The following is a 21,019-nucleotide window of genomic DNA, read 5'->3' as shown; positions in this document are numbered from 1 at the left end:
CGATTATGCTAAGGATAGCTCTCTTGATATGTGGTGTGTTCGCGTGCAGCGTGTACGCGAATTACCCTCAAAATCGCACTTGGCTTGATCCTGAATTTGTGGAACGCGCTTTTGTCGATGTGGCACTAAAACGCGAATACAACTCGGGCAATTGGCAACTGGTTAAATGGAACCAACCAATCAAGATTTGGGTTAACCATCAAGTTGGCGATCAAGAACTTCATGACCTGCTTACCAACGCACACATAACACACCTTTCTAAGGTGACTGGCATGCCAATAACTAGAGTCAACACTCGTAGCCAAGCGAATGTTATCTGGATATTCACTCGCGAGTCTCAGTGGCGTAAAGAAGTTGAAAAAGAGCTCGGCAAAGCTGCGTTAAACAATATGCATGGAGCAATATGCAAAGCAGGTTATCGCCTAGATTCTCGCTCTGGCGCTATCACGTCAGCAGCTATTATTATTCCCGTCGATCAAGCTCGCAACCACGGCAAACTACTAGCCTGTATTGTTGAGGAGATAACCCAGGTCATGGGGCTTCCAAATGATGCAGAGAGTGCATTCCCATCAATCTTTAACGATGAAACACCCGAAGACTTACTGTCGCCGTTAGATGTTGTCTTACTTCAGTTGCTGTACGAGCCAGAGTTAACCGTCGGGATGAGCGCGAAGCAAGCCAGACCTATCGTCAGAAAAATACTGCGCCGCTATCAAAAACAGGGCGTCTTGGGCAAAGCCGTCGCTACAGCTAATTCAGGGGAGCTTTATCAGCTTGTTGGAAACTAATCATCAGTCGCAACCGAATTACAAGCTATGGTCAATCCTTGCTTGGAGCGTAATTCTTGTTGGGGCGCTGCATTCACTTATTAGCCAGACGCATTATTTCTTAAATGCAGATGTTGCCTTTCTAACGCAGATGGCACTCTATGGCCAACCCGGTGATCTGTATACCCAATATTTTGAAATCAATCCGCCGTTGATTGTATATATCTATCGGCTTTTCTTAGTGCCTCATTATTTGGGCGATTGGAGCGTTGTCTCCTCACTGCGGATATCGATGATTGGTTACTTACTCGGGATAGCCGCACTCTGCCACTATTACGTGGTTAAGCTGCCCATTCGTCAGCCTTACATCTGGATTGCAGCAATAGGATTAAGCCTTGTTTTTGTCCTACCAGCAGCATTCTTGCAGCGAGAACATATCATCGCCGCAGCAATGATCGCATACTTGTGCATGATTTTGTGCCGCATGCAGAATCAATCGTGCTCTGTTGCCATCCAATGGCTAACATTGACACTCGCTGGTCTCAGTGTCTGCTTGAAACCTCAGTATGTGACTGTTTTTGTGTTGCTCGATATCTACTACCTATGGACGGCACGTCGATTATCCTTGTTGTTTCGATGGCAAAACCTATACCTAGGCTTGCTGGGCGCTACGTACATAACTTACGTCTACTTTGCCCACCCGAGTTATTTCGATAACGTCGCCCCCCTCGCTAAACAGACTTACATTGCCTATTTTGAGCCGATTTATAGTCTGCTCACTCGTGTGGCTCTTTTGGCCGTGGTCTCCTATTTACCCTATCGTTACTTACGACACGCAACTCAATCGCCCCAAACTATCGATTATCTCTATGTCACATTGGCAGCCGCATTTGTTGCCTACGTGCTTGGCCGAGCTGGATTCAGTTATCACTTAGTTCTGGTATTTGCTCTGCTTGGTATTGTCTCTATCAGCAGTTGGCTCTATGCGGCTGGCGAGTTAAGTCAAAGATTTTCGACAAAGCGCCTCGCTCAGTTTCTATTTTTTAGCGCCATCCTAGTGTTCTTGAGACAATTTCATTTTATTGATATCGATAGAGTGGACTATGAAGCGGCGGCAACACAACTCCTAGCCAAGCACAGCTACGCACCTGAAAAAGTCATTGAGCATAACCCCTATCACGTGGTTTACAACGCGGTCAGCGAAGTGACGCAGCCAGGAGAACAGGTGTACGCATTTAGCGCTCGATTATTTGTCGGACACCCGATAGCTATTCATCTTGAACAAAAGTGGGCAGGTCGCTTCCCCGTTCTTTGGCCATTACCTGAATCGCTAAAGCACCCAGAAAGTGAAGATAGCCAACAACGTTTACAATTGGTAAGCCAAATTGTGACGGAAGATATCCTACGCAATCAGCCTAAAGTCATTTTGGTCGAAGAGTCAGAACAGCTGCTGCGCTACCCTAAAGGCTTTGATTTTATCGAACATTTTAGTCAGTACCCTGAATTCGCGGACGCTTTTCAGCAGTACGAACGCGATAACACCTATACCACGCCCGTGAGCAACTGGACTGTTTATGTGAGAAGAGAAAAGAGTTAGACCAAGTTGATTGTCACTTGGCCTAAGGGAAGATTAACCGCGCTTTTTGAGTTCGAATTCAAACTCGTCCGGATAAAGGACGACACCTTCTTCCTCGTTGTTTGGAAAAACAGCAACAGCAAGCTCATCGTCTTCTAGACCGTAAGTCCAGCGACTGAACCATTTTGCTGTAGAGATAGACTCCGCTTTGCAATGCTCCCATTCACCAGTTGCCCACTGATTTGCAAACTCTTCATGTGGCCACACAGGTACACAGTCTTCATCTTCCGTGTTAAGCATCACACAGCCATGTTCATCAGTGAGGATCCACACTTTTCGATGCTTAGCGATTTCTTTAATGCAGTAGTTGAAACGCTCTTCCGCGCGCATTTTATTAACTGTTGCGATTTGATCTTGTGAAAGTGATTCAGACATCAGCCTCTCCACGAATTGATTAGCTAAAAAAACAAACGCCCACAGTATGAAACTGTGGGCGTTTGAGCAATTCAAACAATAGCCAGCTTATGCAAGCTCACCTTGTAGCCAAGGCCAACCTTGTTTCTTACGGCTTAGTGTGTTTTCCATCATAAGCATGCCATCTTTTTCATGCTTCACTAGCTTCTCAGCCCACTCACCTTTGTATAGTAGACGAGTTTGCGCCGTAGTGATGTCTGTTAGCATAACAGCAGCAAACGCTAAACCTTCTTCAGCACAGCGGCGCTCTAGGTCAGCTTCAAGCGCATCAATCATGCCATCTACTTGCTCAAGAGTTGCAAGTTCAACTTGGCCTACAACAACATCGCGGCCGTTGAATGGGTAGCCTTTCAGGTCTTTTTCTACTAGTTCAGCAGCTGATAGACCTTCAATGTTTGTTTTTGCAATGAGAAGATCTTTGATGAAGGCATCAACATCGCACACGTCAGCGATTTTAGCGAGCTCTTCAACCGCATCTTTGTCTTTTTGAGTACAAGTCGGAGATGCAAAACCTACTGTGTCTGAAAGGATTGCAGACATCATTAGTTTAGCGATCTGAGGCGTGATCTCGTGACCTTCAATTTTGAACATGTTGAATAGTACTGTGTTTGTACAGCCAACAGGCCAAATCCAAGCTTCCATTGGGTTAACTGTCATAACGTCACCCAAACGGTGGTGGTCAACAATGCCTAGGATTTCAGCTTCAGCCACATCATCCGGAGCTTGTGCAAGATCTGAGTAGTCTACCAACCAAATTTTCTCGCCCGCTACAGACGTGCGAAGTTCAGGAACTTCAGCTCCCGCAACTTCTAGAATGTGTTGCGTTTCACGGTTGATTTCGCCTTGGCGAATTGGCATTGCTTCAACACCACGCGCTTTCAGTAGCTCAGTTGCTACAAGCGCACTACAGATACTATCACTATCAGGGTTCTTGTGACCTACAACTAGAATCATCTTATTTCCTATACGACTAAAATAGGCCCGTTCAGGGCAAATTACTCACGAAGGCGTTACTTTACCTGAATTTTGAGATTTGTCATGGGTTAGCAAAAAGAAAACTGTTTCTTTCAACTTTTTGTTGCAAATAATTCCCACTTAACTATATTGATAATCATAATCATAATCATTATCATTTGCATTGATGTAACTATGGACTCACTTAGACTCTCTCAAATTGCCCCTGACTGGCTTTCGTTTTCACAGTTTAAGCCCGCTTACAAACGCTTATTCTTGCCGGTTGCGTTGATTGCCCTTATCGCAAATGGGACAACAAGCGAATTGACCGTCAACACACTTTCTGACGCGTTTTGGGCCGTTTCCGCGTATGTCGCCTTTACTCTCACCCTTTACCATTACTTGTCGCTTTTAATGAGTAAAGAAAGCAAGGTGGTGAACCTCTATCAAAGCTCTCGACGATACCAGGTAATGTTTGCTGCATTACTCGGAGCTTTACCCGGATGTGGCGGTGCGATCATTGTGACTACCCAGTTTGTAAGTGGCCGGGTTGGCTTTGGGGCAATTGTTGCGGTATTAACCTCCACAATGGGCGACGCGGCCTTTTTGTTGCTGGCAAGCAAACCTGACGTGGGATTTGCCGTCGTTGGTCTTGGTGTTATCGTCGGATGTGTATCTGGTTGGGCCGTCAACGCTATTCACGACGATGACTTTTTACGCCCAGAGTTGAAATCTATTAGTGAGCGATTTTCATGTCAAAACGCCAGTGAACAAAACAAGCTAGAGAGAAAGGCGATTAATCTCCAAGGCACATTTTGGAAATGGTTGATCGTTCCTGCGACTATCATCGCTGCGCTTGGGTCATTCCAAGTGGATGTAAACGAACTACTATCACTTCCAGCCATGACAATTGAATGGATTGGCGCAGTTTTAATCATCACGAGCATGCTGCTTTGGTCGCTGACCAAAGAGATAAAGGACTACGAATCGACTGTTTCTGAGGATACTAAGCAAGTTTCTTCTCACCCGTTACAAAAAGCCGCGCAAGACACAAACTTCGTCACAGCATGGGTAATCCTCGCCTTTATGGCTTTTGAACTGATTGCTTTCTTTGGGCACATCGACTTGACAGCGAGCTTCTCAGGATGGGGAATGTGGATGCCTCTAATGGGCGTTGCTATTGGCCTGTTACCTGGCTGTGGCCCTCAAATATTGGTCACCAGTCTTTATATTGCAGGCACAGCCCCTTTCTCGGCACAACTTGCCAACGCCATTTCAAATGATGGTGACGCCTTATTCCCAGCTATAGCTCTTGCCCCTAAAGCAGCACTTGTCGCGACAATTTATTCCGCTATACCTGCTTTTATCGTTGGCTACGGCTACTACTTCTTATTCGAAATATAACGCAAGTTTATTGCAAAGCATTAAAATCAAACGCCCTCAACTGAGGGCGTTTACATAATTAATGAAGCATTCGTACTCTACGAGTGGTTACTTTAAACGTGGTTATTTATGACGCTCTTTCAGTTTATTCACTACGTCATTCATCGATACGTCTTGGTCTTGAAGCAATACCAACAAGTGGTAAATCAAATCTGCTGATTCACACACTAACTCCGCCTTATCGCCCGACGTCGCCGCAAGCGCGACTTCAACGCCTTCTTCGCCCACTTTTTGCGAAATACGCTTGGTGCCACGGGCATAAAGACTGGCAGTATAAGAGGAATCTGGGTCGGCACTCTTGCGGGCAGCCAATAGCTGCTCAAGTTGATGAAGCCACACCATTTGTGACTCCTCTTGAGGGTCCACATCCCAGCAAGTTGTGTTACCCAAGTGACACGTAGGACCAATGGGATTCACTTTCACCAGTAGCGTATCGTTGTCGCAATCGAGCTGCATGTTCACCAATTGCAATACGTTGCCAGAGGTCTCACCTTTCGTCCAAAGACGTTGCTTGGTACGAGAGAAGAACGTCACTTGACCTGTTTCACCCGTTTTTGCCAACGCATCTTGGTTCATGTACCCCATCATCAGCACTTGGCTTGATTGGAAATCTTGTACGATGGCAGGTACCAGACCATCCACCTTTTCCCAGTTGATTCGCTCAGCTAGCGAACTTACTTCGGCGGCTTTCACACTCATAGTCGTACCTCAATGCCTTGTTGTTTCAAATACTGCTTTAGTTCACCAATATTGATGACTTGCTTGTGGAATACCGATGCGGCAAGCGCGCCATCCACATTTGCTTTTTGGTAGGCTTCTGCGAAGTGCTCCATGGCACCTGCACCACCCGATGCAATCAATGGCACGTTACACACTTCACGCACCATATTGAGTTGTTCAATATCATAGCCGTTACGCACGCCGTCTTGGTTCATCATGTTCAGTACGATTTCACCAGCGCCGCGTTTTTGTACTTCTTGCACCCAATCACGCGTTTCCCATTGGGTTGCTTTGGTGCGTTCTTCATCACCAGTAAACTGGTAAACCTGATACTTACCTGTCTCTTTGTCGTAGTATGAATCGATACCAACGACGATACATTGCACACCAAACTTATCAGCAAGGTCAGTAATCAGCTGCGGGTTCGCTAATGCAGGTGAGTTGATAGACACTTTGTCTGCACCAAACTCAAGAATGCGCGCTGCATCTTCCGCTGATTTAATACCACCAGCGACACAGAAAGGAATATCAATCACTTCTGCAACGCGAGCGACCCAACTTTTATCTACGACACGACCATCACTTGAAGCGGTAATATCGTAGAACACAAGCTCGTCAGCGCCCTCTTCCGCATAACGCTGTGCCAGAGGAACGATGTCGCCAATGATCTCGTGATTACGGAACTGAACGCCCTTTACCACTTGTCCATCACGAACATCAAGACATGGAATTATTCGCTTTGCCAACATGCAAACGCCTCCTCTGCTGTGAACTTACCATCTAACAGCGCACGACCAACAATCACACCAGCCACACCGCTGCCTTTTAGCGCTTCGATATCTGCTAATGAGCCAATGCCACCTGAAGATTGAAACTGCACTTGTGGGTACTGTTTGCATAGGTCAACGTAAAGCTCTACGTTTGAGCCTTCTAGCGTACCGTCACGAGAAATGTCCGTACAAAGCACGTGCTGCAAACCTACCGTTAGGTAATCGTTGATCAGTGCTTCGATAGTCACGCCTGAGTCTTCTTGCCAACCAGAAATCGCTACTTTACGTGTGCCGTCTTGATCGATGTTTATGTCTAGCGCGAGAACGATTTTCTCTGCGCCGTATTTTTCCATCCAACCTTTCACAAGCTCTGGCTGTTTTACTGCTGTAGAACCAACAACAACACGCTGAGCACCAGCTTCTAGCAGATCAATCACGTCTTGCTCTGTACGCACTCCGCCACCGATTTGGATGTTCGCTGGCGTGCTTGCTAGTAGCTTTGCAATCAAATCTAGCTGGCGTGCTGTCGTGTCTTTCGCGCCAGTTAAATCCACCAAGTGCAGCCAGTTAGCACCCGCTTGGTGGTACAAGTTGAACTGCTCTGCTGGGTCGACTTTGTACTCGGTTACTTGGCCGTAATCACCTTGATAAAGGCGAACCACCTGTCCTTCAATTAAATCAAGAGCTGGAATAATCACACTAAATCCCTTTTATAATTCTAAGAAGTTTTGAATAAGCTTCGCGCCCGCTTTTGAAGAACGCTCAGGGTGGAATTGCACACCGTAGTAGTTACCGCTTTGTACTGCTGCTGTGAACGGGTTGCCGTACTCGCATTCCGCAATCGTGTAATCCCCAACAGGCATTGCAAAGCTGTGCACGAAGTAGAAGTACTCACCTTCTTCAATACCTTTGAAAAGTGGATTACCTGCTTTTGCAGACACTGTATTCCAACCCATGTGCGGCAGCGGCAAATCGCCAGTTTGTAGTAGCTTCACTTCGCCATCACAAAGCCCAAGACACTCAACCAACTCGTCGGCTTTCTGCCCTTTCTCTTGAGACACTTTGCCCAACAGTTGCATACCTAAACAGATACCTAACAACGGCTTTTCTACCTGTTTTACCAAGCTGATAAGATCGCGTTCTTCTAGGTTCTTCATCGCTTCGCTGGCGGTTCCCACACCCGGTAGGAATAGCTTATCTGCCGACAATACGACTTGCGGATCTTTTGAAATAGTCACGTCATAGCCTAGGCGCTCAATAGCAAACTTCACCGAAGAGACGTTGGCACAGCCAGTATCGATAATGACAACTTTCTGTTCTGTCACTGTTTTTCTCCTTGCTAAGGTTAGCCTTAAAGCACGCCTTTACTACTTGGTAGCTCAGTGCCTTCTACTTTGATTGCTTGGCGCAAAGTACGACCAAACGCTTTAAACAAGCTTTCAATGATGTGGTGATCATTGTTGCCCGCAGAAGACAGGTGCAGCGTACACGCTAGGGTATCAGTCAGAGATCGGAAGAAGTGAACTACCATCTCTGTTGAAAGATCACCGACTTGCTCACGGCTGAATTGCGCGTCGAACTTAAGGTAAGGACGACCAGATAGGTCTAGTGCGCATTGTGCCAAACACTCATCCATTGGAAGGCTAAAGCCAAAGCGACCAATACCACGCTTGTCACCCAGTGCTTCTTTCAAAGCTTGACCCAACGCAAGAGCGGTATCTTCTACCGTGTGGTGATCATCAATGTGCAGGTCACCTTCCACTTTGCACACCATTTGGAATCCACCGTGCGTAGCGATTTGATCCAGCATGTGGTCAAAGAAGCCAAGACCTGTAGAAATATCGTTACCGCCTTGCTCATCAAGATTAACGAATACTTTGATGTCTGTTTCTTTTGTGGTGCGAACCACTTCAGCAACGCGTGCCTTCACCGTCAGATCTTTTAGGATCTGTTTCCAACCCATGGTTTCTGGGTTGTATTGAATGCCACGAATTGCCATGTTTTCAGCAAGTTGAAGATCTGTTTGACGATCGCCAATCACAACGGAGTTTTGAAAATCAACTTTGCCACCTTGAAGGTACTCTTTTACCAAGCCCAGTTTAGGCTTACGGCAAGAGCAGTTATCTTCATCGAAGTGAGGACAAATCAGCACGTCATCAAACTTCACACCTTGAGACTCAAAGATCTCCATCATCATGTTGTGCGGTGCATCAAAATCAGCTTGTGGGTAGCTGTCAGTACCCAAACCATCTTGGTTCGTGACCATCACTAGACGGTATCCTGCATCCTGCAACGACAACAGGCTTGGGATAACAAATGGCTCTAGCTTTAGTTTGTCTAAACGGTCTACTTGAAAATCAATCGGCGGCTCAACAATTAAGGTGCCATCACGATCAATAAAAAGGATTTTTTGTTGTTTGCTCACTCGAGAACTTCCTTATTGCTATTCTTTTGGCGCTCCCGCTATTGAGCGAGAGCGATTAATTTTGTCTCTACTTATGCGTAGTAGTTTCTAATAAATCCAAGCGTTTTTTCACACTCGTCGCGGTTACCCACACTGATACGTACACAGTTCTCAATTGGCGAGTTACGCAAAATAATGCCCGTATCCCAAGCCGCTTTGAAAAGATCATCGCCATCTGGGAATTTCACCAATAGGTAGTTCCCCCACCCTTCAAACACTTCCAAACCCGGAATCATTGAAAGGCCAACTTGCAAGTAAGCACGGTTTGCGTTCAGATCGAGAACTTGGAACTTCGCTTGCGCTAAACCAGCTTCCGAAAGCGCCTGAGTCGCAATTTCTGCCACTGGAACCGGGACTGGGTAAGGTGCGATAACTTTAAGAAGTACATTAATCAGCTCTTCGTTCGCAAGCGTAAATCCACAACGCAGACCAGCAAGCGCGAAAGCTTTCGACAGAGTACGCAAAATCGCAAGATTCGGGTATTGCGCCAGTAGGTCTACCGTTGACGCTTCTGGACAAAAATCGATGTACGCTTCATCCATCACCACGATTGCACGGTCTTTTGTCATCTCAAGCAGAGACACAATGTCCTCACGCTTAACCAAGTTACCTGTTGGGTTGTTTGGCGAACATACAAAAACCAGTTTCACGTTATCCAGATTAGCTTCGATGCCTGCAAGGTCTAGTTGCCAATCTGACGTTAGCGGCACGGTTTTGCGCTCTACACCGATGGTTTCTGCACTGATGGCGTACATACCGTAAGTCGGTGGGCAGTAAAGAATCGCATCTTCACCCGGCTCACAGAAAGCACGAATCAGTAGTTCAATACCTTCATCGGCTCCGCGAGATGTTAGTGTTTGCTCTGGTTTCACACCCGCATAGGCTGCGTAGGCAGAAATCAGTTCTTTAGGCTGACATTCGCTGTAACGATTAAGACGAGCGAAGTCTGTTTTGTATTCATTATTGAATGGCGATTCGTTGGCGTTTAGCCATACGTCACCGGTACCACCAATTCGACGAGCCGACATATAAGGGGTAAGTTGTTGGACTTGTTTGCGCGCTAGCTTTTCCATCTCAATATCCTCTTACTTCGCTGCCAGTTTTTCTACGCGGGTTAATTTTTCAGTGCGAATAGTCACTGCACGTTTGTGCGCATCCAAACCTTCCGCTTCCGCCATGGTTACCACCGTTGGTGCAAGGTTCTTTAGACCATCAGCCGACAGTTCTTGAACCGTCATGCGCTTAGAGAAATCCGCCAAACCTAAGCTTGAATACGTGCGTGTGTAACCGTAAGTAGGAAGAACGTGGTTAGTACCAGATGCGTAATCACCTGCTGATTCAGGCGACCAATCACCAAGGAAAATAGAACCTGCGTTGTCTAATAGAGGCAAAAGCTCGCGAGGGTTCTTAGTCTGAACAATTAAGTGCTCAGGACCGTAGTAATTTGAGATTGAAACCGATTGAGTCAGAGACTCAGCAATGATGATCAAGCTTGAAGCCAATGCTTGTTCAGCGATATCCGCACGAGACAGTTCTCTAAGCTGGCGTTGAACGGCGTCTGTCACTTGATCAGCAATCACAGGAGAAGGTGTGACCAACACCACTTGAGAATCAGGGCCGTGTTCAGCTTGGCTTAGAAGGTCTGCCGCGATGAACTCTGCATCTGCGGTTTCGTCGGCAATCACTAGCACTTCTGATGGGCCTGCTGGCATATCAATAGCTGCGCCACGGAAATCATTGCTCACCTGTCGTTTTGCTTCCGTCACATAAGCGTTGCCCGGACCAAAGATCTTGTCGACTTTCGATACGGTCTCTGTACCATAAGCCATCGCAGCAACCGCCTGTCCACCACCGACATTGTACACTTCATCAATGCCGCACAGTCTTGCAACATATAAAATTTCATCGGCAATTGGTGGTGGTGAGCACAAGACTACTTTACGACAACCTGCAATTTTTGCCGGAACACCAAGCATCAAAACCGTCGATGGCAATGGCGCACTACCACCAGGAATATACAAACCCACTTTTTGTATTGGGCGCGTTACCTGTTCACAAAGTACACCCGGTTGAGTTTCTACCTTGATTGGCTGTGGCTTCTGCGCTTTGTGAAACTTAGCAATGTTTGAGTACGCTTGATCCAACGCCTTTTTCATATTGTCAGACAATCGACCACACGCCGCTGTCACTTCTTGCTCAGAGACTCTTAGCGAATCTGGAGTTACACGGTCAAACTTTTCAGTCAGCTCAAACAGCGCAGCGTCACCTTCTTCGCGAACCTTCGCAATAACTTCGGCAACTGACGCGGTAATATTTGCCCCTTCGCTAATCGCTGGGCGTTCCAAAATCGCGTCTTGTTGCGTTTCACTGAGTGATTGCCATACAACAGTTCTCATTGCCGTTACTCCATCATTTTGTCAATTGGTAGTACTAGAATTGAGCTCGCACCCAGTTCTTTCAGTTGTTCCATGGTTTCCCAGAACAGGTTTTCAGTACTTACCAAATGAACCGCAACTTTTTGCTTGTCAGCTGACAGAGGTAATACCGTTGGGTCTTCTGCGCCAGGAAGTAATGCCTTGATTTGGTCTAACTTCTCAGCTGGTGCGTGTAGCATGATGTACTTAGACTCTTTCGCTTGCTGTACGCCTTGCATACGAGTCAGAAGTTTTTCGATTAGCGCTACTTTATCTGCATCAAATTCGCCAGTGCGTTGAATCAGTGTCGCTTTTGATTTGAAGATGATTTCTGCTTCTTTAAGGCCGTTCGCTTCCAACGTCGCACCAGTAGAGACTAAGTCAGCGATCGCATCAGCAAGACCAGCGCGAGGTGCCACTTCTACAGAGCCTGTCAGCATACATGTTGAGAAAGGAACGCCCGCTTCATCCATGTAAGCTTTTAGCAGTTGCGGGTATGTGGTTGCGATACGTTTGCCCGCTAGATCTTGAGGACCGTTGTACTCCTCGTCTTTATTGATTGCGATAGACAAACGGCAGCCACCGAAATCAAGACGACGAAGTTGAACAAATTCACATGGCTCGCCGAGCGCTTTACGATCGAGACGAACTTCTTCCAGTTCGTTTTCGCCAATGAAGCCTAGGTCAACCACACCATCCATAATCAGACCTGGGATATCGTCGTCACGAACTAACAGCAAGTCAATTGGCATATTTTCTGAATGAACAACTAATCGCTCACCCATAACATTGAACTTCACGCCACATTTTTTAAGTAGAGCTTGGCTCTCTTTGCTGAGGCGACCTTTTTTCTGAATTGCGATTCTTAGGCGTTGTGTTTGCATTGCTGTAATCCCTGTGCAAATATTTGAAATTTATGAAATTTTACGTTAATCGAATACTAAAAAACCCTCGGAAGAGTTGGTCTCCCGAGGGTTCTAAATCTTGTAGTTTACGATTTTAGCCTCCGGGAGTTTCCTGCCTCCCGGGTATGCGCGCATCTCCCGAAAGATTAGACTGGGTGATGATGGTGATGAATGTTCATTACTGTTGGACGCATACTTATATAGCTCTTCGTTTTCGCTTTGTTGATATCCACACTAACTAAGGTGTAAACATTTTTCAACCATTTATTTAAACTTTTTTCCATTTGTATATGACAATTAAAAAGGGAGCCGAAGCTCCCTTTTTAACATGATGCAATATTGCTCAGTTAAGCATTTTGACAACTGGCTATTTTCGATTTAGACAGGACAGATAGCAATACACAAACCGCTACAAACGCCACAGAAGAGACGGCAAAAGAAATACCGACCGACGCCGTCATACCCAATGTGATGAAACCAATGCAGGATACGGCTGCAACAGACAACGCGTAAGGTAGCTGTGTCGCAACGTGATCAATGTGATTACAACGTGCGCCTGTCGAAGACAGAATGGTCGTATCTGAGATTGGTGAACAGTGATCACCAAATACCGAACCAGCTAAAACAGCACTTAGCATCGGAAGCATTAACGCAAGATCGGTTGCGCCAGCCATATCACCCGCGATTGGTAACATGATACCAAACGTACCCCATGATGTGCCCGTCGAGAATGCCATCAAACCAGACAATAGGAACAAGATTACAGGTAACCAATGTGGGTTAATATTGCCTTGCGCAAGCGTTGACAGATATTTACCTGTGTTCATATCGCCGATAACAGAACCAATTGTCCATGCGAAGACTAGGATAAGAATTGCGCCAAACATTGATTTGGCACCGATCCAAAGTGTACGGCCAATTTCCGATGCGGCGATACCTTGTTTGAATACCGTAAATAGTGCAACCGCTAGGCCAACCAAACCACCGTAAATTAAAGAGGTACCAACATCAGTATTCTCAAACGCACCCAATAGATTGAACTCGATACCGTCTGAAGCCAACGCTTGACCACCGGTGTAAAGCATTGACGCAACCGTCGCAATGATTAGGAAAACAATCGGCAAAACAAGATCAGACACTTTGCCGCCTTCACTTTCACGGATATCCAGCTCTTCGTTCAACTCATGAGCTTCTTCGGTATCATTTTCTTGGTCTTTGTCAAAACCTCGGCCCTGAGACGCAGCGATCTCATGGTCACGCATCTTGCCAATATCTAAGCCAAACCAAGCCACGGCGAACACCATCAATAGCGCAAAGATTGCGTAGAAGTTCATCGGAACCAAACGCAAGTAAGCGCCTAATGCCGAGTATTCTGTGATGCCGTGGGAGACGAGAATGCCGCCGATTATTGTCATGATGTAAGCACCCCAGCTAGACGCAGGCATGATCACACACATAGGTGCCGCTGTAGAATCTAGGATATAAGCAAGCTTAGCGCGAGACACGTAGAAACGGTCAGTAACAGGTCGAGAGATTGCCCCTACCGCTAAACTATTAAAGTAGTCATCGACGAAGATGAACACGCCAAGAAACGCAGCCAAAAGCTTAGAACCACGTTTGCTTTTCACGCGAGTTTGCGCCCACTCAGCAAAAGCGCGAGTACCACCTGACAGTGTTAACAGCGCAGTCATCATACCGAGCAACAATAGGAAGCCGACAATACTCATGTTCCAAGAGTTAATTCCACCGTCTTCGATGAACACACTAGATACAGTAGAACCCACGTATCCGAGCGCATTACCCAATGAATAGTCATTAAGCAAGACGGCACCAAGAACAATACCGACACCTAGAGAAACAAGTACGCGACGCGTAACAATAGCAAGACTCAACGCCACCAAAGGAGGCAAAAGAGATAAAGGAGATGATGCAAAATCAATTAAATTCATGATCTTCAAAAACCAGTAATAAATGGTTAGAGATCTACTGCAGACTAATTGAAGGAACTCATTTCCAAACAATTAACTAAAAATAAGCGACAGGCAAGCGAATGCTTACCCAGCCCTACAGTAGCGCTCCATAGTTTTACAAATTATAGACTATGGCAGTGTTACCCCTTTCGAGTGTAACCCCAGCAAGCATCTTTGATTTGATAGCCCACTTCGGCGAAATAACCTTTCCTACTTGTTCATTGGCATCACCCCAACAAGCATTACTTATTTATTCCGCGCCTCTACCGCACATACTGAAACTTTAAACTATCGAAAAGTCATTTTAACAATAATTTAACCAGCATAATGCATTAGGTTCCGCTTATTGTACTTAAGTCACACTTCTTTTCAATACATCGTGCCAGATTTATTGTTAAAAATATTTTTATACCGGAAAGATTAACCTTCCAACTTTTGTGCATAGACATTCTTTGCATACCATTTCATACAACTAAGGAATGACGACCTTGGCAAGCATCTAAAATAGACATTAATAATGTGGCACCTAAAAATCCAAATGTTTGTCGCTGACTATTTTTTGACGATTTGTTTATTCTTAAATTAGAAACAGTTTCCAATATATGAAACCAAATACTTAATCATGAGTTGACTATTTATCAATATGGTCTAAAACCTCTGTAAAATCTAAACTAGGTCACGAAAACTTGCGTTAAAAAATACAAATCTTCTGCGTTGAATTATATTTGTCAGGATTTAACTAAATTTACATTCTATATATTGTAATATCCATTTTTCAGGATTATTATCTTTCATATTAGGCACTCCTTATAAAAGTGAGATTTAAATATGTCGGAACTAACAAAAACACTATTAAACATTCGCAGCTTGCGTGCTTTCTCTCGTGAATTAACACTGGAACAATTGGAAGAAGCACTAGATAAATTGACGACAGTTGTAGAAGAACGCAGAGAAGCAGAAGAAGCAGAACGTGCGGCAGCAGCTGAGCAAGAAGCTAAACTGTCGGCTATTGCAGAGCAAATCGCGAAAGATGGCATCGATGTAGAAGCATTGATTTCTGCGCTTGCTGGTGACTCAAAAGCAAAAACTAAAGCGAAATCAAAGCGTGCGCCTCGCCCTGCGAAGTACAAATACACAGACGCGAATGGCGAAGAAAAAACTTGGACTGGCCAAGGTCGTACACCTTCAGCAATTCAAGAACAATTAGATGCAGGTAAATCACTAGACGATTTCCTAATCTAAAATAAGTAACAACAAAAAAGCGCCTTCATGGCGCTTTTTTTATAAGTCAATAGCCTCATAATTTTGAGGCTTTCTTTTCTATCTTTCCCAATACGCTTCTTCCAAGCTGTCTTCTCTTTCAGGCAAGCCTTTAGACAAACGTGGCGAGTGTTGTACCAGAACTTCATAGCTAGCACGGTTTGAATACTTACATACCTGAGAGAACGACGAGTAAGTCAAATAAGCATGGGCATGTTTGCTTGAGTTAGGCACGTTTTCTTTGTGATACTTGTTTGCCGCCATGTCGTGCAGTAAGGCAGATAACGCTGCATCCCCTGCACCATTTGTATTTTTAATCTTCTCAGGCCCGCCCATATAAGGTGAAATATGCGAATACACTTTAATTGGATTTTCACAGTTATCTTTTACTGCTGGTCGACTAAATTCAAAACGGTTAAATTCTGCGATACTACCTGGCAATAAAGGTAGAGAAGTCTCGCGCTTAGCCGCTTCTTCAGTATAGCCAGCCATAAACAAGCCAACAGGACCAGCGGTACATAGCACCAAGTCCACCAAATCAAGCGCTTTATCAGACGCGGCCAATGGGTCAGACTCGCCCGTCAGAGCTTCAGCTTCATCTTCATTCATGGCCACAACAGAAACGTGGTCACGCAAGAATGCTTGCCAAAATTGAGGATCGTCTTGAATGACAAATTTGGTACCTAATGTAAGCACTACCGGCACGTCATGCTTTTTAGCGTACTCAATCGCGCGCATTGTCGCTTCTGGCATCGGGTCGCCCTCCTTACAACGTACCAAATAGGCCGTTAATACCAGCGCAGACGCGTTTTTAAAGATTTTTTCAGGAATGCTATCAGGGTGAAGTTGGTTCATCTGACCTTCACTGATCGCAAAAGTACGCTCACCATCTTCTGTAATGAGTGCAAAGCAACGTCCAATGGCGCCCTCAACCCCTTGCAGGTAATTCAAATCCATTCGGCTGGATGTATTACACAGATAACGATAGCCATAGCTGCCAATTTTAATATCTTGACTCATCACCCCTAGTAACGTTGAACGATCATCAGCAAGAACAGAATAGTTGTGTAGCGTATTACCAATGGTGCCGCCTGCATATTCATTGGTGATAAGCTCGTTTTGTTTCAACTCAACATATAAAGCTTCTGCCGTAACATCGTCGATAACTAATGAGTGTCCCTTACTCAAGTTATATTTTTCGATTAGCTCTGAACTCACCTTTGCTTCAATATCAACCAAGGTTTGATCAATACCGATAATGTGGGTGCGAGACATTTTCTTGCTTTCTTGTGCTTGGCTCACCAAAGGATCGCGTGCGTGAACGGGAAAGTAGTGTTTCGATTTACGTTGGCCAGGAAATTTCATAGCTATATTCTGTGGTAAAGGATTCGAGTAAGGGATGAAAGGATGCCGGATTCTACCGCGCACAATTAGGCGCGGCAACAATCTCAAGTATAGCAAACGTTTGCAGGTATAATTAATTTGCGAACGTTTCCGGACGTTTTAAATAAGAAGAAGTTATTCCCCTTCCATAAAGCTCAAATCAGGTAAGCGATCTAGGTTTTCAGAGTAGCGTTTAAGATTAAATTCCCCTTCGTTTTTCATTACATCGAAAATTTCAATCGACATGGCACAGGCCATCATTGCTACGGCTTCATCACGCGGGGTTCCTGTCATCATCAACCGCATGAGGGTCTCTTTGACTTTAATAGGGTTGCCATCTTCCAATTGATTCTCGACCACTTCGATCAAATGGGATTCTTCTAAAACTTGGTTTTCTTCACTCATTTGTTTAACCCGTTAGGCTTGATTTTCGGCAACTATGCCATATATAGACACTCTATTGTTAAAAAAGCGCAGATATAGTGATTAACAGAACAAAATTCGCTCTGTTTTCGAAGTGTGAGTCCGATCTCGGATCTGTCACCTCGAACGGCTTTCTGTTAGAATCTGCGTCCAGTTAATTTAAGTGGTGTTAAGTAATGTCTGACAACAGCCAAAAGAAAGTCATCGTCGGTATGTCCGGCGGCGTTGATTCATCTGTTTCTGCGTACCTGCTACAACAGCAAGGTTACCAAGTAGAAGGCCTGTTCATGAAGAACTGGGAAGAAGATGACAATGAGGAGTATTGCACGGCAGCTGAAGATCTAGCTGACGCTCAAGCAGTGTGTGACAAGTTAGGCATTCACCTTCACACCATCAACTTTGCGGCTGAGTACTGGGATAATGTATTCGAATATTTCCTTGCGGAATACAAAGCAGGACGTACGCCAAACCCAGACATTCTTTGTAACAAAGAAATCAAGTTTAAAGCCTTCCTAGAGTTTGCAGATGAAGTACTCGACGCGGATTATATCGCCATGGGGCATTATGTTCGCCGCACTTTCCCAACTCAGGAAGAGCTTGAGGCGGGAGCAAAACCTGAGATGCTGCGTGGTCTAGACAGTAACAAAGACCAAAGCTACTTCCTGTATACACTAAGCAGCGACCAAGTTGCCCGCAGTCTGTTCCCTGTTGGTGAGCTTGAAAAGCCTGAAGTTCGACGCATCGCGGAAGAGCAAGATCTCATCACCGCGAAGAAAAAAGACTCAACAGGTATCTGCTTCATCGGTGAACGTAAATTTACTGAATTCCTTGGCAAATACCTCCCCGCGCAGCCAGGCAACATCGAAACGCCTGAAGGCAAAGTTATCGGTAAACACCAAGGGTTGATGTACCATACTTTGGGTCAACGTAAAGGGCTTCACATCGGTGGTCAAAAAGGCGGCGGTGGTAATGAAGAGCCTTGGTTTGTTGGCGACAAAGACCTAAAACGCAACGTATTGATTGCCGTTCAGGGTAAAGATCATCCTCTTCTTAAATCAGAAGGCTTGATCGCTTCCCAACTCCACTGGGTAGATCGCACGCCAATTACTGATGTTTTGAAGTGCACAGTAAAAACACGTTACCGTCAAACAGATATACCTTGTACAATCATCCCAATTGATGATGACAACATTAAAGTTATTTTTGATGAGCCTCAGATCGCCGTCACCCCTGGCCAATCTGCGGTATTCTACCAAGGCGAAGTGTGTCTTGGTGGTGGAATTATCGAAAAACGCATTTAATTTACGCTTACATTTAGGAGTATGACTACGTGGCTAACGCATTATATGACCGCACCATCGCATTCGCAGGAATTTGCCAAGCCGTTGCTTTGGTCCAACAAGTAGCGAAAAACGGTCACTGCGACAACGACGCGTTTGAAACGTCTCTCAAAGCGATCATGAACACGAACCCGAGCAATACGGTAAGTGTATTTGGCCGCGAGTCAGATCTTAAACTGGGTTTAGAGTGTTTAGTTAAGGGCATTGATAGTACGCCAACTGGCAGCGAAATAACCCGTTATATCATTAGCTTGATGGCCTTGGAACGCAAACTAAGCGGCCGTAATGACGCTATGGCACAGCTAGGTGATCGCATCCAAATGCTAGAGCGCCAACTTGACCATTTCGAGCTACTCGACGAGCAAATGCTCAGCAACCTTGCGAGTGTCTATCTTGATGTGGTGAGTCCAATTGGCCCCCGAATTCAAGTTACGGGCACCCCATCTGTACTACAACAGACGACCAACCAACACAAAGTAAGAGCGCTGCTTCTTTCCGGTATTCGCTGCTCTGTCCTTTGGCGTCAAGTTGGAGGTAAACGCCGCCACCTGATTTTTGGGCGTAAGAAGATGGTCGAACAAGCTCAAATCCTGTTAGCAAGAATGCAATAATCAATATGAGCTCGCGACTTGTCGCGAGCTCTTTGTTTATACCAAAAAACTTTGTATCAAAGACAACCAAGGCAAACGTTTGCGCAACATTAGTGACAAATGCTTTCGATATTGGTATAAAGCTCACGAAATTTAGAAACTCAATTCAGGAGAACATCATGGAACTGTCAGCATTGACTGCTGTTTCACCAGTAGACGGTCGTTACGGAAGCAAGACAATTGCGTTGCGCGAAATCTTCAGTGAATATGGTCTACTTAAGTACCGTACTATCGTTGAAGTCCGCTGGTTACAAAAGCTTGCTGCAACGGCTGAAATTGCTGAAGTACCAGCATTTAGCGCTGAAGCAAACCAATTCCTAGACGACCTTGCTGCAAACTTCTCAGAAGAAGACGCACGCCGTATCAAAGAGATCGAGCGTACAACTAACCACGACGTAAAAGCGGTTGAGTACTTCCTAAAAGAGAAAGTAGCAGACGTTCCTGAACTGCACGCAGTAAACGAGTTCTTCCACTTTGCCTGTACTTCTGAAGACATCAACAACACGTCACACGCTCTAATGCTAAAAGAAGCGCGTGAAACGGTTATTCTTCCAGAAATCCGTAACCTAATCGACGCAATCAAAGCGCTAGCAGTGGAATACCGCGACATTCCTCTTCTATCTCGTACTCACGGTCAGCCTGCTTCTCCATCTACTATGGGTAAAGAGATGGCAAACGTGGCGTACCGTATGGAACGTCAATTTAAGCAAATCGAAAACGTTGAAATCCTAGCGAAAATCAACGGTGCAGTAGGTAACTACAACGCACACCTTTCTGCTTACCCAGAGCTTGATTGGCATAAGTTCTCTGAAGAGTTCATCACTGAGTCTCTCGGCGTTACTTGGAACCCTTACACAACTCAGATCGAACCACACGATTACATCGCTGAACTGTTCGACGCAATCGCTCGTTTCAACACTATCCTGATTGACTTCGACCGTGACGTTTGGGGTTACATTGCGCTAGGCCACTTTAAGCAAAAAACCATTGCTGGTGAGATCGGCTCTTCAACCATGCCTCACAAAGTTAACCCAATCGACTTTGAAAACTCTGAAGGTAACCTAGGTCTTGCGAACGCTGTATTCGGCCACCTAGCACAGAAACTGCCTATCTCTCGCTGGCAGCGTGACCTTACTGACTCAACGGTACTACGTAACCTAGGTGTTGGTGTGGGCTACGCTATCATCGCTTATACTTCTACGCTTAAAGGTATCAGCAAGCTAGAAGTTAACCGTGAAGCGCTTCTTGCTGAACTAGACCAAAACTGGGAAGTATTGGCAGAGCCTGTACAAACGGTAATGCGTCGTTACGGCATCGAAAAACCCTACGAGAAGCTAAAAGAGTTGACTCGTGGTAAGCGTGTAGACGGCGAAGCAATGCGTAACTTCATCGACGGTCTTGAGCTTCCTGAGCATGAGAAAGCGCGCCTTAAAGAGATGACGCCAGCGAACTACATCGGTCAAGCAATCGAGCTGACAGATAAGCTGTAGTCCTCTCAACAGTTAA

General features: G+C 45.5%; 20 protein-coding genes, 1 riboswitch and 1 other annotated feature. Of the genes, 7 read left to right on the top strand and 13 right to left on the bottom strand.

Features of this window, described 5'->3' with window-relative positions; genetic code table 11:
* Positions 1-5: 5 nt before the first annotated feature.
* Both OH458_RS06470 and OH458_RS06465 read left to right on the top strand, forming a co-directional pair.
* Positions 6-788, top strand: coding sequence for a DUF2927 domain-containing protein (locus OH458_RS06470; RefSeq protein ID WP_269977669.1), 783 nt, complete (start codon positions 6-8; stop codon positions 786-788).
* Complete coding sequence (locus OH458_RS06465) at positions 775-2,364, top strand: hypothetical protein (protein WP_269977668.1); 1,590 nt, start codon at positions 775-777, stop codon at positions 2,362-2,364. The genes OH458_RS06470 and OH458_RS06465 overlap by 14 nt, the downstream gene beginning before the upstream one ends.
* Before the next feature lie 33 nt (positions 2,365-2,397).
* Here the strand turns inward: OH458_RS06465 and OH458_RS06460 are convergent, their stop codons facing one another.
* Positions 2,398-2,778, bottom strand: a complete 381-nt coding sequence (locus tag OH458_RS06460) for a DUF2750 domain-containing protein (protein WP_005470352.1) — start codon at positions 2,776-2,778, stop codon at positions 2,398-2,400.
* A gap of 87 nt (positions 2,779-2,865) precedes the next feature.
* On the bottom strand, positions 2,866-3,771 hold the full coding sequence (locus tag OH458_RS06455; RefSeq protein WP_038189393.1) for a manganese-dependent inorganic pyrophosphatase: 906 nt from the start codon (positions 3,769-3,771) through the stop codon (positions 2,866-2,868).
* Between the two features lie 195 nt (positions 3,772-3,966).
* On the opposite strand from OH458_RS06455, the gene OH458_RS06450 reads away from it, so the two are divergent.
* The gene (locus OH458_RS06450) at positions 3,967-5,175 is read left to right on the top strand and encodes a putative manganese transporter (RefSeq protein WP_269977667.1); all 1,209 of its coding nucleotides are present in this window, start codon (positions 3,967-3,969) and stop codon (positions 5,173-5,175) included.
* Between the two features lie 102 nt (positions 5,176-5,277).
* On the opposite strand, the gene hisIE is transcribed toward OH458_RS06450, so the two are convergent.
* The 9 genes from hisIE to tet(35) all read right to left on the bottom strand — a co-directional run bounded on the left by hisIE (position 5,278) and on the right by tet(35) (position 14,436).
* Positions 5,278-5,913: a bifunctional phosphoribosyl-AMP cyclohydrolase/phosphoribosyl-ATP diphosphatase HisIE gene (hisIE, locus tag OH458_RS06445; protein WP_269977666.1), complete on the bottom strand. Its 636-nt coding sequence runs from the start codon at positions 5,911-5,913 to the stop codon at positions 5,278-5,280.
* A complete protein-coding gene (gene hisF, locus OH458_RS06440; RefSeq protein ID WP_004749837.1) occupies positions 5,910-6,683 on the bottom strand; it encodes an imidazole glycerol phosphate synthase subunit HisF in 774 nt (257 codons plus the stop codon). The genes hisIE and hisF overlap by 4 nt, the downstream gene beginning before the upstream one ends.
* Positions 6,665-7,402 carry a 1-(5-phosphoribosyl)-5-[(5-phosphoribosylamino)methylideneamino]imidazole-4-carboxamide isomerase gene (gene hisA / locus OH458_RS06435; protein ID WP_005390889.1) on the bottom strand — a complete coding sequence of 246 codons (738 nt, stop codon included), beginning with the start codon at positions 7,400-7,402 and terminating at the stop codon, positions 6,665-6,667. The genes hisF and hisA overlap by 19 nt, the downstream gene beginning before the upstream one ends.
* Before the next feature lie 12 nt (positions 7,403-7,414).
* The gene (gene hisH, locus OH458_RS06430; protein WP_005389830.1) at positions 7,415-8,029 is read right to left on the bottom strand and encodes an imidazole glycerol phosphate synthase subunit HisH; all 615 of its coding nucleotides are present in this window, start codon (positions 8,027-8,029) and stop codon (positions 7,415-7,417) included.
* A gap of 26 nt (positions 8,030-8,055) precedes the next feature.
* Complete coding sequence (hisB, locus tag OH458_RS06425) at positions 8,056-9,129, bottom strand: bifunctional histidinol-phosphatase/imidazoleglycerol-phosphate dehydratase HisB (protein WP_005389832.1); 1,074 nt, start codon at positions 9,127-9,129, stop codon at positions 8,056-8,058.
* 71 nt (positions 9,130-9,200) lie between these two features.
* Positions 9,201-10,241, bottom strand: a complete 1,041-nt coding sequence (gene hisC / locus OH458_RS06420) for a histidinol-phosphate transaminase (RefSeq protein WP_269977665.1) — start codon at positions 10,239-10,241, stop codon at positions 9,201-9,203.
* A gap of 12 nt (positions 10,242-10,253) precedes the next feature.
* Positions 10,254-11,564, bottom strand: coding sequence for a histidinol dehydrogenase (hisD, locus tag OH458_RS06415; RefSeq protein WP_269977664.1), 1,311 nt, complete (start codon positions 11,562-11,564; stop codon positions 10,254-10,256).
* Between the two features lie 5 nt (positions 11,565-11,569).
* A complete protein-coding gene (gene hisG / locus OH458_RS06410; protein WP_269977663.1) occupies positions 11,570-12,466 on the bottom strand; it encodes an ATP phosphoribosyltransferase in 897 nt (298 codons plus the stop codon).
* 55 nt (positions 12,467-12,521) lie between these two features.
* Positions 12,522-12,658 (bottom strand) — a sequence feature (His leader region).
* A 176-nt stretch (positions 12,659-12,834) separates the two neighbouring features.
* Entirely contained in the window at positions 12,835-14,436 is a 1,602-nt protein-coding gene (tet(35), locus tag OH458_RS06405) for a tetracycline efflux Na+/H+ antiporter family transporter Tet(35) (protein ID WP_269977662.1), read from the bottom strand.
* A 113-nt stretch (positions 14,437-14,549) separates the two neighbouring features.
* Positions 14,550-14,731: riboswitch (Lysine riboswitch) on the bottom strand.
* 554 nt (positions 14,732-15,285) lie between these two features.
* On the opposite strand from tet(35), the gene OH458_RS06400 reads away from it, so the two are divergent.
* On the top strand, positions 15,286-15,699 hold the full coding sequence (locus OH458_RS06400) for an H-NS family histone-like protein (protein WP_269977661.1): 414 nt from the start codon (positions 15,286-15,288) through the stop codon (positions 15,697-15,699).
* Between the two features lie 78 nt (positions 15,700-15,777).
* On the opposite strand, the gene OH458_RS06395 is transcribed toward OH458_RS06400, so the two are convergent.
* On the bottom strand, positions 15,778-17,082 hold the full coding sequence (locus OH458_RS06395) for an inosine/guanosine kinase (protein ID WP_269977660.1): 1,305 nt from the start codon (positions 17,080-17,082) through the stop codon (positions 15,778-15,780).
* Between the two features lie 153 nt (positions 17,083-17,235).
* Positions 17,236-17,505: a hypothetical protein gene (locus tag OH458_RS06390; protein WP_038214828.1), complete on the bottom strand. Its 270-nt coding sequence runs from the start codon at positions 17,503-17,505 to the stop codon at positions 17,236-17,238.
* A 194-nt stretch (positions 17,506-17,699) separates the two neighbouring features.
* On the opposite strand from OH458_RS06390, the gene mnmA reads away from it, so the two are divergent.
* From mnmA to purB, 3 genes are all read left to right on the top strand, one after another.
* Positions 17,700-18,824: a tRNA 2-thiouridine(34) synthase MnmA gene (mnmA, locus tag OH458_RS06385; RefSeq protein ID WP_269977659.1), complete on the top strand. Its 1,125-nt coding sequence runs from the start codon at positions 17,700-17,702 to the stop codon at positions 18,822-18,824.
* A gap of 29 nt (positions 18,825-18,853) precedes the next feature.
* Entirely contained in the window at positions 18,854-19,474 is a 621-nt protein-coding gene (hflD, locus tag OH458_RS06380; protein ID WP_005470549.1) for a high frequency lysogenization protein HflD, read from the top strand.
* Between the two features lie 158 nt (positions 19,475-19,632).
* Positions 19,633-21,003: an adenylosuccinate lyase gene (gene purB / locus OH458_RS06375; protein ID WP_038189427.1), complete on the top strand. Its 1,371-nt coding sequence runs from the start codon at positions 19,633-19,635 to the stop codon at positions 21,001-21,003.
* Positions 21,004-21,019: the final 16 nt, after the last annotated feature.

This window comes from Vibrio sp. MarTm2, from assembly GCF_027587055.1.
GTDB classification, from domain to species: Bacteria; Pseudomonadota; Gammaproteobacteria; order Enterobacterales; family Vibrionaceae; genus Vibrio; species Vibrio sinaloensis_D.
Note: the sequence above shows the minus strand (reverse complement) of the source record. Positions and strands in the feature narration are given on the sequence as shown.

Excerpts from the sequence above, each read along its gene's own strand:
- OH458_RS06470 (WP_269977669.1), top strand. The coding sequence starts at position 6 with ATGCTAAGGATAGCTCTCTTGATATGTGGTGTGTTCGCGTGCAGCGTG.
- OH458_RS06460 (WP_005470352.1), bottom strand. The coding sequence starts at position 2,778 with ATGTCTGAATCACTTTCACAAGATCAAATCGCAACAGTTAATAAAATG.
- OH458_RS06455 (WP_038189393.1), bottom strand. The coding sequence starts at position 3,771 with ATGATTCTAGTTGTAGGTCACAAGAACCCTGATAGTGATAGTATCTGT.
- OH458_RS06450 (WP_269977667.1), top strand. The coding sequence starts at position 3,967 with ATGGACTCACTTAGACTCTCTCAAATTGCCCCTGACTGGCTTTCGTTT.
- hisIE (WP_269977666.1), bottom strand. The coding sequence starts at position 5,913 with ATGAGTGTGAAAGCCGCCGAAGTAAGTTCGCTAGCTGAGCGAATCAAC.
- hisF (WP_004749837.1), bottom strand. The coding sequence starts at position 6,683 with ATGTTGGCAAAGCGAATAATTCCATGTCTTGATGTTCGTGATGGACAA.
- hisC (WP_269977665.1), bottom strand. The coding sequence starts at position 10,241 with ATGGAAAAGCTAGCGCGCAAACAAGTCCAACAACTTACCCCTTATATG.
- hisD (WP_269977664.1), bottom strand. The coding sequence starts at position 11,564 with ATGAGAACTGTTGTATGGCAATCACTCAGTGAAACGCAACAAGACGCG.
- hisG (WP_269977663.1), bottom strand. The coding sequence starts at position 12,466 with ATGCAAACACAACGCCTAAGAATCGCAATTCAGAAAAAAGGTCGCCTC.
- OH458_RS06400 (WP_269977661.1), top strand. The coding sequence starts at position 15,286 with ATGTCGGAACTAACAAAAACACTATTAAACATTCGCAGCTTGCGTGCT.
- OH458_RS06395 (WP_269977660.1), bottom strand. The coding sequence starts at position 17,082 with ATGAAATTTCCTGGCCAACGTAAATCGAAACACTACTTTCCCGTTCAC.
- OH458_RS06390 (WP_038214828.1), bottom strand. The coding sequence starts at position 17,505 with ATGAGTGAAGAAAACCAAGTTTTAGAAGAATCCCATTTGATCGAAGTG.
- mnmA (WP_269977659.1), top strand. The coding sequence starts at position 17,700 with ATGTCTGACAACAGCCAAAAGAAAGTCATCGTCGGTATGTCCGGCGGC.
- purB (WP_038189427.1), top strand. The coding sequence starts at position 19,633 with ATGGAACTGTCAGCATTGACTGCTGTTTCACCAGTAGACGGTCGTTAC.